This window comes from Arthrobacter rhizophilus (assembly GCF_026241105.1).
In the GTDB taxonomy this organism is placed as follows: Bacteria; Actinomycetota; Actinomycetes; order Actinomycetales; family Micrococcaceae; genus Arthrobacter.
This window is the reverse complement of sequence record NZ_JAPFFT010000001.1, coordinates 203,046-217,111: the sequence shown is the minus strand read 5'-3', so window position 1 is coordinate 217,111 and position 14,066 is coordinate 203,046. Positions and strand designations below refer to the sequence as shown.

Here is a 14,066-nt window from a genome sequence, read left to right as displayed (position 1 = left end):
GTGCTTGAACCGTGCCGTCCGGCACACGGGAATGCGGGAGTGTGGCTTACGCAACACTCAGCGAGCACGCATCGATTCGGCTAGCGTTGCTTGCATGAGAATTCTTGTCACGGGTGGCACCGGCTACATCGGATCACACACCGTCCTGTCCCTGTTGGAAACCGGACACGAAGTAGTCGTCGTGGACAACCTCGTGAACTCAAGCGAAGAATCCCTGCGCCGCGTTGGTGAACTTGCCGGCAAGACGGCAGCATTCCATCAGGTGGATCTCGTGGATGAGGCTGCGCTTGAGTCGGTGTTCGATCAGCACAGCATCGATGCGGTGATCCACTTCGCCGGCCTCAAAGCCGTTGGCGAATCGGTCCAGGAGCCCCTGAACTACTACTACAACAACATCGTGGGCACGCTGAACCTGCTCCGGGCCATGGACAAGCATGGGGTCCGCTCCATCGTCTTCAGTTCCTCGGCAACCGTGTACGGGGAGCACAACCCCATTCCCTACGTCGAAAAGATGGAGATCGGGGCCAACAACCCCTACGGCCGCACCAAGGAACAGATCGAGGACATCCTTACGGACCTCGGCGCCGCGGACGAGCGCTGGCACATCGCCTTGCTGCGCTACTTCAACCCGGTCGGCGCACACCCTTCAGGCAGGATCGGCGAGGACCCGCAGGGCATCCCGAACAATCTGGTTCCGTATATCGCCCAGGTGGCGGTCGGCCGCCGCGAAAAGCTCACGGTCTTCGGCGGAGACTACGACACCCCGGACGGCACCTGCCTACGGGACTACATCCACGTCGTCGACCTCGCGGATGGCCACGTCGCGGCCCTGGACTACGTTGCCGAGCGCCCTGGCGTGCACCGCTGGAACCTTGGCTCCGGGAAGGGCACGTCCGTGCTGGAGATGCTCCACGCCTTCGAACAGGCGGTGGGTCACCCGCTGCCGTACGAGATCAAGGGACGCCGTGCCGGAGATCTGCCTGCGTTCTGGGCCGATGCTTCCTCAGCCTTGGCGGACCTCAGCTGGTCCACCACGAAGACCGTGGACCAAATGTGCGAAGACCACTGGCGCTGGCAGAAGAACAACCCCCTCGGCTACAGCTCCTAGCAACGCGCGGTCACCTACGGCAACGCGGGGTCACTTACCGCCCATAATGTCCCTTGGGACGGACCGTAAGTGACCCCGCGTTGACTGGGCCCACACCGGCGAGGGACCCGGGCCGAGCTTGCGAGGCCTGGGAGCCGGTGGGGACTAGACCGCCGGGTAGTTGCGTTCCGGTTCCCCTGTGTAGAGCTGCCGCGGACGGCCGATCTTCGTCTGGGGGTCGTTGATCATTTCTCGCCACTGGGCGATCCAGCCGGGGAGACGGCCGATCGCGAACAGGACGGTGAACATCTTCTCCGGGAAGCCCATGGCCTTGTAGATGAGACCCGTGTAGAAGTCCACGTTCGGGTAGAGCTTGCGCTGAATGAAGTAATCGTCGGCCAGGGCCTTCTCTTCAAGGCGCAAGGCGATGTCCAGGAGTTCGTCGTTGCCGCCGAGCTTACCCAGGATCTCGTGAGCCGTCGCCTTGATGATCTTCGCGCGGGGGTCGTAGTTCTTGTAGACCCGGTGCCCGAAGCCCATGAGGCGGACGCCGTCTTCCTTGTTCTTGACCTTCTCCATGTAGTCCTCGGGCTTGACGCCGTCGGCTTGGATCTGGCGCAGCATCTTCAGCACGGCTTCGTTGGCGCCACCGTGTGCGGGACCGAAGAGGGCGTTGATGCCTGCGGAAACGGAAGCAAACAGGTTCGCGTTCGAGGAGCCCACCAGGCGGACGGTCGACGTCGAGCAGTTTTGCTCGTGGTCGGCGTGCAGGATGAGCAGGAGATCGAGCGCCTTGACGACGACGGGATCCAGCTCGTACTGCTCCGCAGGCAAGCCGAAGCTCAAGCGCAGGAAGTTCTCCACGAGGTTCATGGAGTTGTCCGGGTAAAGCATGGGCTGGCCAATGGACTTCTTGTGAGCGTAGGCCGCAATGACCGGGAGCTTCGCCATGAGGCGGATGGTGGATACTTCCACGTGCTCCGGGTTGAACGGGTCCAAGGAGTCCTGGTAGAACGTGGACAGCGCCGAGACAGCCGAGGACAAGACAGGCATAGGGTGTGCGTCACGCGGGAAACCGCCGAAGAAGCCCTTGAGCTCTTCGTGGAGCAGCGTGTGGTGGCGGATGCGCTGGTCAAAAGCATCCAACTCAGCGGGCGTGGGCAGGTTGCCGTAGATCAGCAGGTAGGAAACTTCCAGGAAGCTGGAGTGCTTGGCAAGCTGCTCGATCGGGTAGCCGCGGTATCGCAGGATACCGGCGTCGCCATCGATGTAGGTGATTGCCGACGTGGTGGCGGCGGTGTTCATGAAGCCGGGGTCATAGGCGACGGCGCCCGTCTGCTTCAGCAGCTTGGAAACGTCGTATCCTTCGTTCCCTTCTACAACCTTGATCCGCGGGAGCTCGAGCTCTCCGCCGGCATGGCGCAGGGTAGCACTGGTGGTCTCAGTCATGGAGTCCCCTTCATGAGGCTCTTGGCCTCGGTCGAAAGCTTGATCCAACCAACATCTGGTGACTCCAGCCGGGAGCCTGCAAGTGCAGGCACCATCGGCTGGACCGCCTTCGTGGAGAAAGCCACCATTGATAGTCAGTTAAAAGCTACCGCCAGTAAGCGGGACAAACTAATCCACAAGCTACCGTTACTGGCGGAATGACGCGCCCTGTGCGGCAAGTCACACCATTGTTACCGTGCACTGTTCAAGCGTTCCACAGCGGCGTCGATGCGTTCATCGGTGCCCGTGAGCGCCACCCGGATGAAACCATTGCCGGCGTCTCCATAGAACACTCCGGGCCCGACGACGATGCCCAGGTCAGCGAAACGCTGCACGGTGTCCCACGTCGCCTCCCCTGCGGTGGACCACAAGTACAGGCCCGCTTTGGACTCGTGGATCTCCAGTCCGAAGTTCTGCAGAGCTGGCAGGAGGCGTTCACGGCGGCCGCGGTAGCGATCTTTTTGGGCCAGCACGTGGCCCGCATCGCCGAGCGCGATGCGCATGGCCTCCTGAACCGGGTAAGGCACGATCATGCCTGCGTGCTTGCGGCTGTTGACCAGATTCGCCACGATCGATGAGTCTCCGGCCACGAAGGCGGCCCGGTAGCCGGCGAGGTTCGACTGCTTGCTGAGGGAGTAGACGCACAACAGGCCGTCGGTGGACCCGCCCGTGACACCCGGGTCAAGGATGCTGGGCACCGCTTCGCCACCGCGCTGGGCATCCCATTCGCCCCAACCGAGTTCGGCATAGCATTCGTCCGACGCCACCACCGCCCCGATCTCGCGGGCCTGGGCCACGATCTGCCTGAGCGATTCGACGTCGCGAACGCTACCCGTGGGGTTCCCCGGAGAGTTGATCCAGATAAGGCGGACCCTGGCACGGGTGGCGGGGTCCAGTTCGTCCAGATTGTCCGCAGCGACCGCAGTGGCCCCGGCAAGCATTGCGCCGATGTCGTACGTCGGGTAAGCCACCGTGGGCCGGACGACGACGTCGCCTGCGCTGAGTCCCAACAGGAACGGCAGCCAGGCCACCAGTTCCTTGGAGCCGACCGTGGGCAGAACGTCCCGGGGGTCAATCCCGGGGACTCCACGTCGGGTGGCGAACCAGGTGGACACAGCCTCGCGAAGGGCTTCCGTGCCGTGGACGGTCGGGTACCCATGAGCATCGGCTGCCCCGGCGAGGGCCTCGCGAACGAGCTCCGGCGTGGGATCCACGGGAGTGCCTATCGAGAGATTGACTACCCCGCCCGGGTGTTCTGCAGCCTTGGCCACGTACGGCGCCATTGCTTCCCAAGGGTAGTCCGGCAGGTTGAGGCCAAAGGCGGGGGCCGCAGAAATCAAAGGAAGCAACCGTTCTTAGTGGTCTTGGTTCTGAGGAGGCAGCGCGGCGATGAACGGGTGGTCCTTGCCAGTGTTGCCAATCTTGGCAGCTCCACCCGGGGATCCGAGATCATCGAAGAATTCGACGTTGGCCTTGTAGTAGTCCGCCCATTCCTCCGGGGTGTCGTCCTCGTAGTAGATCGCTTCCACCGGGCACACGGGTTCGCAAGCGCCACAATCCACGCACTCATCCGGGTGGATATAGAGGGAACGTTCGCCTTCGTAGATGCAGTCAACAGGGCATTCTTCAATACATGCCTTGTCCTTGACGTCCACACACGGCTGCGCGATTACGTAGGTCACGTCCCTTGCCTCTCCACAGTTGTCCCGGACAATCTCCGGGTAGTACCACCGGCCCTTTGGCCGGTACATCGAATTCTGAGCCTATTATCCACCAGCCTGAACTCACCAACCTAGCCGGGCGTCTTACTATGAACTGGTGAATTCGCCCCGGCCCCAGGATTTCCTGCTCAACACCGTCTCCGGAACACGGGTCGTTGTCCGATACCGGCTGGAGAACGGCTTCACTGATGCGCTCGGCTACTTGCTCTCCGTCACCGATGGTGCGTGCACCATCCGCACCCGCCAGTCCGACGTCGAGATTCCGCTGGCCCTTGTCGTGGCGGCAAAAGAGGTCCCCCCTCCGCCTCCGCGCCGAGGTCCGCGCATTGCCCGGGAGTAGCCCGCGCTCCCCCGCGCCCCCACCCGCGGGACATGCCCCCTCCTGCGCCCTCCCGCGGGACATGCCCCCTCCTGCGCCCTCCCGCGGGACATGCCCCCTCCCTTCTCGAACCACTGGACATAACGCCAATATGCTCATTCCTAGCTCTATGCAGCGGGCATGTCCCTTGCTAACTCGGGCCCGTGCGAGGGACATGTCCATTCCTGATGAGCAGAGATGGGCATGTCCCTTCTGACACGGGCGCAAGTTGGCCCAACTTGGGGTCACGCGGCTCGGTCGAGAGACCGTAGAGTGTCCCGCACCAGGGACACAAATTCCCGCGGCCGGCTCTTCAACATTGAATAGCTCACAACCAAGGTCGGGACACCCAACCTCGTAGTGACATTCCAGCGGCGGCGGTCCTCCTCGAAGCTCGGCTTGTCCATGTGGAAACCTGCACCGTCGGTTTCAATCCCCAGCCTTCCGTCCACCATCAGGTCCAGATGCCCCATGCCTGGAATGTTTACCTGCGATTCAACGTGAAAGCCTGCGTCCCGTAAGAGGTATCTGGCGACGCATTCGATAATCGACTGTGACTGCGGAACGATTTGTGACACGAGTCTCCGTTCCCGTGCATCGTTCCGCCCACTCAACCTCATCCTGATGGCCGTGAGCGGTAGCCTGCCAAGAACCACTGCAGATTCTGCAATGACAAGACCGTCCAGATCCGGCAGGCATCGCAGAGCCTGAACCACTGAATCCATCAAACTGGGCGGGGCCGCGGATCTATGGCAGACGAAGCCCTCGTACTTTCGGCTATGAGGCACTGCCACGTGGGGAAATTGAGGGGCATCCAGAACCCACAACCCGGACAGCTCGGCCGCGGAAATGCAGGCCGGTTCCGCAGGAAGGGACCGGATAGCGAGCAGGCCGGGATCGGCGCCGGGCGCCGCATAGACCCCTCGGACCACGCGGAGAATCCGTCCGCTCGCCAACGCGGACTTCAGCTGGAAATGCGACACTCCAGCCGCAGCGAGATGCTTAGCCCGCGCCACGCCGTCGTACGCTGAAATGACTTCACTGATGTTCACCATGCGCCCCATCGTTCCGGTCCAAACCGGGGGCGCGAAAGCGCAAACATTGGCTATGTGGAGAACTTCCAGTCCAACGTTGAAATCAAACGTTGGGCATGTCCCTTTCATCTCCGCTGAGCATGCGCAGCGGATGTGCCAAGGAATGCGCATGATGCGAATATGTCCATCGCTGCGAGCCAAAGCTCGGCATGTCCCAAAGGGTCAGGCGCCGTGCACGCCGTCCGGCAGCTTGCGCATTCCCCGCAGTGGCGAGAACAACACTGGTGCAACCCAAACCATGCTCCCGGCCACTCCGATCCAGAGCGTCGGGGCCAGTCCAAACCTCTCGGCAAGCAGGCCTGAGGCAAGCGCGGCGATTGGCATGACACCCCAGACCACAAAGCGAATGGAAGCATTCATGCGCCCCAGGAGCCGGGGCGGACACACGCGCTGCCTCATGCTCAGCTGCATGATGTTGTACACCAGCACCCCGAAGGCGAAACCGAACTCGGAGACGATGAGCATCACCAAGGAGATCCATCGCTCCGGAGCCAGCACCGACGACGGCACTAAAACGAGGAAAACTGAGCTGATCATCGACGCCACGGGAATGACGGTCCCCTCACCGATCCAAGCGGCGAGCCTGGGCGCGGCAACCGCCCCGATCAGCCCGCCCACAGCCCCGACCGCCATGATGAGGCCCATGCCCTGCGGCCCGAGTTCGAGCTCCCTCAGCACGAGCACGGGCATCAACGTAAACGCGATCGTAGTGAAGAAGTTCACCCCGCCCGTGCAGGCCGCAATCCTGCTGATCAGTGGATGCCTGACCACGAAGACCAGGCCTTCCTTGATTTCCTTTGCCAGCGGTCGCCGGTCCTTGACCGGCACAGGCCGTTCCGCATCGCGTGTCCTGAACAAGAAAATGGCGGACAGGAGATAGCCGGCTGCTTCCCCGACGAACAGTACTGGGGCGGACACGACTGTCAGCAGCGCGCCACCCGCAGCAGGTCCGCCGATGCGCGCGATCTGGGAGGTGGCTTCCAACTTGGAGTTGGCCTGCGGCACGTTCGCGGCATCCACGAGCACAGGCACGTAGCTTTGGTAGGAGACGTCGAAGAAGACTGTTGCGGCCCCGACGACGGCCGCCACCGCGTACAAGTGCCAAATCTGCAGGATGCCTGCCCACCAGAGGAGTGGTACCGTCGCCATCGCCGCAGTCCGGAGCAGGTCAGCCACAATCATGGTGCGGCGTTTCAACCAGCGGTCCACCCACGCTCCGGCCGGCAAGCCGATCAGCAGGAAAGCCGCCAGGCTGGCAGCATTGAGCGCGCCAACTTCGAACTCGCTGGCCCCGAGCAAAGACACCGCGAGGACTGGAAACGCCAGTTGCCCCAGTTGCGCCCCGAGCTGGCTGACGGCCTGGCCCGACCAGAAGGTAGTGAAGTTCCGGTTCCGCCAGAGCGAGGCAGCTTGTTGGGCTGTGTCAGTTTGCGGAGCATTGTCAGTGGTCCCGGCATTCACTCGCCCAGTTTCCTGCAGTGATTGGCATATGTCAATCACTGCTAGATGGCTACACTGGCCACCATGACGGAACAAGAGCGGGAGGACGGCGATCTCGTCGCCAAGGGGCGCGCCTTGAGTTCGCCCCTGCGCCTGAGGATTCTCCGGCTCTGCCTGCATCACGCGCGTACCAACAAAGAGATTGCCGGGTTGCTGGACATCAATCCTGCGTCGAGCCTGCACCACGTTCGAACCTTGGTCCGCACGGGTTTTCTCGTGCCGCAGGAAGGCCGGAAGGGAAAGCGGGGCGCCAAGGAGGTGCCGTACATCGCCACCCGCACATCGTGGAGCACCCCCGTCGACGATATTTCCCCTGTCCTGATCGAAACATTCGTTCAGGAAACCCGGGGACTCGCCCCTGAGGATATCGATGTGTGGCGGCTTGGCGTGAAGTTCAACGCCGCACGCCAACAGGAAATGATGGGCAAGCTGCGGGCAGTCGTCGAGGAATACATGCGCCTTCCGGCGGACGACGACGGCGAGGCCACTTCGCTCTTGATCGCCCACCACCGGGATCCAAGCGCGGACTAGTCAGCCGCGCGGCGGACGCCTGTATCGCCGGCACCACAAGAGCATCACAAAAGTCACTCCCGCGCTTCCATAGACCCACACATTTCCCGGCACGTCCGCGACGATCAGCTGCTTGCCCGTTCCGGCAGCCGACAGCAGGCCAACCGTCACATAACAGGCGATGCCGGCCACCGCCGTCGGGAGCAAAGACCGCGACCAAGCGCCCAGCCAGAGTTGCAACGAGGCGAGCAGGAGCAGTGCCGCAGCAAGACCCCAGTAGACCTCGACGCCGGCAAAAAGGACCGACTGCCGGTGCAGTGCGGTGCCCGCCAGGGCAGCAAAAAGAGCCACCGGAACAGCTGCGGCAATGCCGCGTGCTGCTCCGGTGGCTCCCTTATTCAATGCGTTAGTACGCAATCAGCGCAGGATCAGACTTTGGCGCGGGCGCGCGTAGCCTTGGCACGCTCGTTGGCGTCCAGGATCAGCTTGCGGATGCGGATGGACTCCGGGGTCACCTCAACGCACTCGTCTTCGCGAGCGAATTCGAGGGACTCTTCGAGGGTCAGGTCGCGCGGCGGCGTCAGGTTCTCGAAGGTGTCGGAGGAAGCGGCACGCATGTTGGTGAGCTTCTTTTCCTTGGTGATGTTGACGTCCATGTCGTCGGCGCGGGAGTTCTCTCCGACGATCATGCCTTCGTAGACCTCGGACGTCGGCTTCACGAAGAAGGAGCCGCGTTCCTGCAGGTTGATCATGGCGAAGGGGGTGACCACACCGGCGCGGTCGGCAACCATCGAACCGTTGGTGCGGTATTCGATGGGGCCGGCCCACGGCTCGTAGCCTTCGGAGATCGAGGAAGCGATGCCGGCGCCACGGGTGTCCGTGAGGAACTTGGTGCGGAAGCCGATGAGGCCACGGGCAGGAACGATGAATTCCATGCGGCACCAACCCGTACCGTGGTTGGCCATGTTGGTCATGCGGCCTTTGCGAGCGGCCATGAGCTGCGTGACCGCGCCGAGGTACTCTTCGGGAACGTCGATGGTCATGTGTTCCATCGGCTCGTGGATCTTGCCGTCGATGGTCCGGGTGACAACCTGCGGCTTGCCGACAGTCAATTCGAAGCCTTCACGTCGCATCTGCTCCACGAGAATGGCCAGCGCAAGCTCGCCACGGCCCTGGACTTCCCAAGCATCCGGACGTTCGGTGGGGAGAACCTTGATGGAGACGTTACCGATCAGTTCCTTGTCCAGGCGATCCTTCACCTGGCGGGCCGTGACCTTGGCACCCTTGACCTTGCCGGCCAGCGGCGAGGTGTTGATACCGATGGTCATGGAGATCGCGGGGTCATCCACCGTGATGAGCGGCAGCGGCTGCGGGTTCTCGGCGTCGGTCAGGGTCTCACCAATGGTGATTTCCTCGATGCCGGCAACAGCCACGATCTCGCCCGGACCAGCGGAGTCGGTCGGAACGCGGTCCAGGGCCTTGGTGGCCAGGAGCTCGGTGATCTTGACGTTCTTCAGTTCGCCGTTGGCACGCGCCCAGGCAACGGTCTGGCCCTTGCGGAGGGTGCCGTTGTAGATGCGCAGGAGTGCGAGGCGGCCGAGGAACGGGGAAGCGTCCAGGTTGGTGACGTGCGCCTGGAGGACACCGTTCGGGTTGTAGGTCGGAGCCGGGATGTGCTCGATGATCGTCTTGAACAGGGGTTCCAGATCTTCGTTCTCCGGCGCCGATCCATCGGCCGGCTGTTCCAGGGAGGCGCGGCCGACCTTGGCTGCAGCGTAGACCACGGGAACTTCCAGGATCTTATCCAGGTCCAGGTCCGGAACTTCGTCCGCGAGGTCCGAAGCCAGGCCGAGGAGCAGGTCCATGGATTCGTGGACAACTTCTTCGATGCGGGCGTCAGGGCGGTCGGTCTTGTTGACCAGCAGGATGACGGGAAGGTGCGCGGCGAGGGCCTTGCGGAGCACGAAGCGGGTCTGGGGCAGCGGGCCCTCGGAAGCGTCAACGAGAAGGACAACGCCGTCAACCATGGACAGGCCGCGCTCAACCTCGCCGCCGAAGTCGGCGTGACCAGGGGTGTCGATCACGTTGATGGTGATGGTCTCGCCATGGGAGGACGGTCCGTTGTAGGCCACAGTGGTGTTCTTGGCCAGGATGGTGATGCCCTTTTCGCGCTCCAGGTCACCGGAGTCCATGACGCGGTCTTCGAGGTGGTTGTGCTCGGCAAAGGAGTTGGTCTGCTTGAGCATGGCGTCGACCAGGGTGGTCTTGCCGTGGTCAACGTGGGCCACAATCGCGACGTTGCGCAGGTCACTGCGCGATGCAGTGGCTACCGCAGTGTTGGTGGTGGTTTCAGACATGCGTTATTGCTCGATTCAGTGGTGAAGTCAGCTGTGGTATCGCGACATTTCCAACCGGAACGCACGACGGAAGAGACCCTTTGACACGGGGCACCTACCTAGAGTCTAAACGCTGTGGTATTTATTGGCCTAAAAATCATCCCCAAGGCCTTCGAATTGTGCGCTTCATCACAATCCGCGCAGAACTCCCGGGGAACCCCGGGAACAGCAAAAGGGGCCGGCGCCCCTCCCCCAGGGGAAGCGGCACCGGCCCTCTTGACTGCCTTACGAGCGTTGAATGACGGTTGCTGAGCCGGGTCAGGCCACCACGGGCGGCAGCATCAGGCTTGCTCCGGGAATCGCGTTGAGGAGTGCCTTGGTGTACTCCTGCTGCGGCGAATCGAAGACATTGTCCGTGCTGCCCGTTTCCACGAGCTTGCCCTTCTGCATCACGCAGACATGGTCCGCGATCTGCCGTACGACGGCGAGGTCGTGCGTGATGAACAGGTAGGTCAGGCCAAGATTGGACTGCAGCTCGGCCAGCAGGTTCAGCACCTGGGCCTGCACCAAAACGTCCAAGGCGGAGACCGCTTCGTCGCAGATGATCACTTCGGGATCCAGTGCCAGCGCCCGGGCGATCGCTACGCGCTGCCGCTGGCCGCCGGAGAGCTCGTTCGGGTATCGCTGCATGGTCGACTGCGGCAGCGCAACCTGGTCCAGGAGCTCCCGGACCTTCTTCTCGCGGCTGACCTTGTCCCCGATCTTGTGGGTCCGGAGCGGTTCCTCGATGGTCCTGAAGATGTTGTACATCGGGTCAAGGGAACCGTACGGGTCCTGGAAGATCGGCTGGACGCGGCGCCGGAACTTGAAGATCTCGCGGCTGTTCAACGTGGAGGTGTCAACCCCGTCGAACACGATCCGCCCCGACGTCGGCGGCAGGAGGTTAAGGACCATCTGAGCCACAGTGGACTTGCCGGATCCCGACTCCCCCACGATCGCCGTCGTCGTCCCGCGCTTGACGTTGAATGAGACGTTGTCCACTGCGGTGAAGTCGGTGGACCTGCCCACTCCCGAGCGCAACTTGAAGACCTTGCTGAGGCTCTCGACCTTCAGAACGTCCTCTGGGAGCGCCTTTTCAACCACAGCTTCTGTGGGTGCCAGGAGTTCTTCCGTTTGGATGCCTTCAGCCTTGGCTGCCTGGATCCTACGGGAAGCCAACGACGGGGCCGACGCCACCAGCCGCTGGGTGTAGGGGTGCTGCGGGTTGCGGAGCAGTTCCAGCGAAGGACCGGCTTCCACCACGTTTCCGCGGTACATGACCACCACTTTGTCCGCGCGTTCAGCCGCGAGGCCAAGATCGTGGGTGATAAGCAGGACTGCCGTACCGAGCTCCGCCGTCATGGTCTCGAGGTGGTCCAGGATCTGACGCTGGACTGTCACGTCGAGGGCCGACGTCGGCTCATCGGCAATGAGCAGCCGCGGCTGGCAGGACAGGCCGATGGCAATCAGTGCCCGCTGGCGCATGCCGCCGGAGAATTCGTGCGGGTACTGCTTGGCACGCCGCGCCGAGTCCGGCAAGCCGGCTTCCCCGAGGACACGGGCCACATCAGCCGGAGCATGGGGCTTGCCGTTGGCGCGCAAGGTCTCGCGGACCTGGTAGCCGATCTTCCACACCGGGTTGAGGTTGGACATCGGATCCTGCGGGACCATGCCGACGGTGTTGCCACGCAGCTCGATCATGCGCCGTTCCGGTGCGTGCGAGATGTCCTCGCCATCGAGCAGGATCTGGCCGCCGGAAACCCGGCCGTTCGCCGGCAGGAGACCAATGGCGGCGAGCGCCGTCGTCGACTTTCCGGAACCGGACTCTCCCACGATGGCGACTGTCTCGCCGGGCATGATGGTCAGGTGTGCGTTCTTGACGGCCTGGAACTCGCCGCTCGCCGTCTGGAAGGAGATGGCGAGGTCACGGATTTCCAGGAGCGGACGCTCTTCGGTTCCGGCTTCGTCGATGGTGATGTTGGACGTTGTCATGATTGCCTCCTTCATCGCTTGCGGCTCTTGGGGTCAAGCGCGTCACGCAGCGCGTCGCCAAGCATGATGAAGCTCAGGACCGTGATGGACAGTGCTGTTGCGGGGAACATCAGCACCTCGGGGTTGGTGCGCAAGGTGTCCTTCGCCGCGGAAATGTCGTTACCCCAGGACATGATGCTGCCGGGCAGCCCAATGCCAAGGAAGGAGAGCGTTGCTTCAGTAACAATGAAGACACCCAGTTCCATGGTGGCAAGGACGATGATCGGCGCGAGCGCGTTCGGAACTACGTGCCGGACCAGTGTGCCGATCTTGGAGACACCTAGCGAGCGTGCGGCAGTGACGAAGTCGGCGTTGCGGACCTCGATCACGGCACCTCGGGTGATACGGGCCATTTGGGGCCAACCGAGCATCACGATGACCATGACCACCGTGAAGACGCTCTTGTTCTCGCGGAAGAAGGGGAGCTGGGTAACTACCAGTGCGCCGAGGACCAAAGGCAACGCGAAGAAGATGTCGCCAATGCGGGCAATGACGGTATCAACCCAGCCGCCGAAGAACCCAGCCAGCGCGCCGAGCGTGACGCCGATGATCAGGACGAAGATGACCGAGACGACGCCGACGGTCAAGGATGCCTGCGTGCCGTGGATGACGCGGGAGTAGATGTCGCAGCCCTGGAAGGTGAATCCCAAGGGGTGGCCGGCCGAGGGGCCTGCCAGGGAGTCGCCCAGTTGGCAGTTGTCGTCCGGGGCTGTCTGCGTGAACAGGCCAGGGAAGAACGCGACAACGAGGAGCAGGAAGATCATGAGCGCGGAGATGATGAAGAGCGGACGACGGCGGAGCTTCCGCCAGGCGTCTGCCCACAGGCTCAGGGGTGCTGCGTCGACCTTGAGGGTATCGGTCGCCAGCAGCGGTGTCTCCTCGATGGGGGCAACGTAGTGCTCGATTTGACGGTTACTTTTCATAGCGGATCCTCGGGTCAAGCCAGGCGTACAGGAGGTCGACCAACAAGTTGGCGGCAACGAACACCAGCACCAGCACGCTCACGATGGCAACGACGGTGGGGCCCTCGCTGCGGATAACTGCTTGGTAGAGCTTCTGTCCGACGCCCGGCACATTGAAGATGCCTTCGGTGACGATCGCGCCGCCCATCAAGCCACCAAGGTTCGCACCGAGGTAGGTGACCACGGGGATCATGGAGTTTCTCAGGATGTGGGCCAGGACAACGCGAGGGCGGGATAGGCCCTTCGCGGTTGCCGTGCGGACGTAGTCGGCGTTCATGTTTTCGATGACCGAGGCGCGGGTCAGGCGCAGCACGTAGGCGAAGGACACGAGGCCAAGAACGGTGGCCGGGAGGATCAGCGTGCCCCAGTCCGCGGTGGATCCCACGGTGGGCTTGGCCCACCCGAGCTGCACGCCGACGACGAGCTGAAGCACGAAGCCCAGCACGAAGGTGGGGACGGCGATGACGACGAGGGAGGCAACCAGCACGGTCGAGTCAAAGAGTTTTCCCTTGCGCAGTCCGGCGATCAGGCCGAAGGCCACACCGAAGACGGCCTGGATCGCCAAGGCCTCAGCGGCGAGCATGGCGGTCACGGGAAAGATGCGGCCAAGGGTGGCTGCGATGGGTTGACCGGTGAAGTCAACGCCGAGGTTGAACGTGAACAGGTTCTTGAGGAACAGTCCGTATTGAACCCAGAACGGCTGGTCGAGGTTGTATTGCTGGCGCAGTGCGGCAATGACGGACTCGCTGGGCGGCCGGTCGCCGAACAAGGCGCGGATGGGGTCGCCCGGGAGGGCAAAGACCATGAAGTACACAAGCAGGGTGGTTCCCAGGAAGACCGGGATGACCTGCAGCAAACGCCGGAGGATGTACTGGATCACAGCAAGGTTTCCTGGGCGCTCTTGAAAATGTGGGGATTCATTAGGGACAGCTTTCGTGCC

The 14,066-nt window shown here is 62.7% G+C and carries 13 protein-coding genes; 3 read left to right on the top strand and 10 right to left on the bottom strand.

Annotated features, from left to right (window positions below; translation table 11 throughout):
• Window positions 1-94 precede the first annotated feature (94 nt).
• On the top strand, window positions 95-1,108 hold the full coding sequence (gene galE, locus OOZ51_RS00960) for a UDP-glucose 4-epimerase GalE (protein ID WP_265977020.1): 1,014 nt from the start codon (window positions 95-97) through the stop codon (window positions 1,106-1,108).
• Window positions 1,109-1,252: 144 nt separating this feature from the next.
• Here galE and OOZ51_RS00955 read toward each other — a convergent pair whose 3' ends face one another.
• The 3 genes from OOZ51_RS00955 to fdxA form a co-directional block, all read right to left on the bottom strand.
• The gene (locus OOZ51_RS00955; RefSeq protein WP_265977018.1) at window positions 1,253-2,536 is read right to left on the bottom strand and encodes a citrate synthase; all 1,284 of its coding nucleotides are present in this window, start codon (window positions 2,534-2,536) and stop codon (window positions 1,253-1,255) included.
• 230 nt (window positions 2,537-2,766) lie between these two features.
• Window positions 2,767-3,915, bottom strand: a complete 1,149-nt coding sequence (gene dapC, locus OOZ51_RS00950) for a succinyldiaminopimelate transaminase (protein ID WP_265977296.1) — start codon at window positions 3,913-3,915, stop codon at window positions 2,767-2,769.
• Between the two features lie 15 nt (window positions 3,916-3,930).
• A complete protein-coding gene (gene fdxA, locus OOZ51_RS00945; protein WP_018776555.1) occupies window positions 3,931-4,257 on the bottom strand; it encodes a ferredoxin in 327 nt (108 codons plus the stop codon).
• 136 nt (window positions 4,258-4,393) lie between these two features.
• On the opposite strand from fdxA, the gene OOZ51_RS00940 reads away from it, so the two are divergent.
• Window positions 4,394-4,636: a putative acetyltransferase gene (locus OOZ51_RS00940; RefSeq protein ID WP_265977013.1), complete on the top strand. Its 243-nt coding sequence runs from the start codon at window positions 4,394-4,396 to the stop codon at window positions 4,634-4,636.
• A gap of 263 nt (window positions 4,637-4,899) precedes the next feature.
• On the opposite strand, the gene OOZ51_RS00935 is transcribed toward OOZ51_RS00940, so the two are convergent.
• Window positions 4,900-5,709: a type IV toxin-antitoxin system AbiEi family antitoxin domain-containing protein gene (locus OOZ51_RS00935; RefSeq protein ID WP_265977012.1), complete on the bottom strand. Its 810-nt coding sequence runs from the start codon at window positions 5,707-5,709 to the stop codon at window positions 4,900-4,902.
• Between the two features lie 201 nt (window positions 5,710-5,910).
• Window positions 5,911-7,209: an MFS transporter gene (locus OOZ51_RS00930; protein WP_265977011.1), complete on the bottom strand. Its 1,299-nt coding sequence runs from the start codon at window positions 7,207-7,209 to the stop codon at window positions 5,911-5,913.
• A gap of 45 nt (window positions 7,210-7,254) precedes the next feature.
• On the opposite strand from OOZ51_RS00930, the gene OOZ51_RS00925 reads away from it, so the two are divergent.
• Complete coding sequence (locus OOZ51_RS00925; RefSeq protein ID WP_265977010.1) at window positions 7,255-7,779, top strand: helix-turn-helix domain-containing protein; 525 nt, start codon at window positions 7,255-7,257, stop codon at window positions 7,777-7,779.
• Here the strand turns inward: OOZ51_RS00925 and OOZ51_RS00920 are convergent, their stop codons facing one another.
• From OOZ51_RS00920 to OOZ51_RS00900, 5 genes are all read right to left on the bottom strand, one after another.
• Entirely contained in the window at window positions 7,780-8,160 is a 381-nt protein-coding gene (locus OOZ51_RS00920; protein WP_265977009.1) for a hypothetical protein, read from the bottom strand.
• 26 nt (window positions 8,161-8,186) lie between these two features.
• On the bottom strand, window positions 8,187-10,115 hold the full coding sequence (typA, locus tag OOZ51_RS00915) for a translational GTPase TypA (RefSeq protein WP_265977008.1): 1,929 nt from the start codon (window positions 10,113-10,115) through the stop codon (window positions 8,187-8,189).
• 297 nt (window positions 10,116-10,412) lie between these two features.
• On the bottom strand, window positions 10,413-12,125 hold the full coding sequence (locus tag OOZ51_RS00910) for a dipeptide ABC transporter ATP-binding protein (RefSeq protein ID WP_265977007.1): 1,713 nt from the start codon (window positions 12,123-12,125) through the stop codon (window positions 10,413-10,415).
• 11 nt (window positions 12,126-12,136) lie between these two features.
• Window positions 12,137-13,087: an ABC transporter permease gene (locus OOZ51_RS00905; RefSeq protein WP_265977006.1), complete on the bottom strand. Its 951-nt coding sequence runs from the start codon at window positions 13,085-13,087 to the stop codon at window positions 12,137-12,139.
• Window positions 13,077-14,006, bottom strand: a complete 930-nt coding sequence (locus OOZ51_RS00900) for an ABC transporter permease (protein WP_265977005.1) — start codon at window positions 14,004-14,006, stop codon at window positions 13,077-13,079. The genes OOZ51_RS00905 and OOZ51_RS00900 overlap by 11 nt, the downstream gene beginning before the upstream one ends.
• Window positions 14,007-14,066 lie beyond the last annotated feature (60 nt).

Excerpts from the sequence above, each read along its gene's own strand:
- galE (WP_265977020.1), top strand. The coding sequence starts at position 95 with ATGAGAATTCTTGTCACGGGTGGCACCGGCTACATCGGATCACACACC.
- OOZ51_RS00955 (WP_265977018.1), bottom strand. The coding sequence starts at position 2,536 with ATGACTGAGACCACCAGTGCTACCCTGCGCCATGCCGGCGGAGAGCTC.
- OOZ51_RS00935 (WP_265977012.1), bottom strand. The coding sequence starts at position 5,709 with ATGGTGAACATCAGTGAAGTCATTTCAGCGTACGACGGCGTGGCGCGG.
- OOZ51_RS00925 (WP_265977010.1), top strand. The coding sequence starts at position 7,255 with ATGGCTACACTGGCCACCATGACGGAACAAGAGCGGGAGGACGGCGAT.
- typA (WP_265977008.1), bottom strand. The coding sequence starts at position 10,115 with ATGTCTGAAACCACCACCAACACTGCGGTAGCCACTGCATCGCGCAGT.
- OOZ51_RS00910 (WP_265977007.1), bottom strand. The coding sequence starts at position 12,125 with ATGACAACGTCCAACATCACCATCGACGAAGCCGGAACCGAAGAGCGT.
- OOZ51_RS00905 (WP_265977006.1), bottom strand. The coding sequence starts at position 13,087 with ATGAAAAGTAACCGTCAAATCGAGCACTACGTTGCCCCCATCGAGGAG.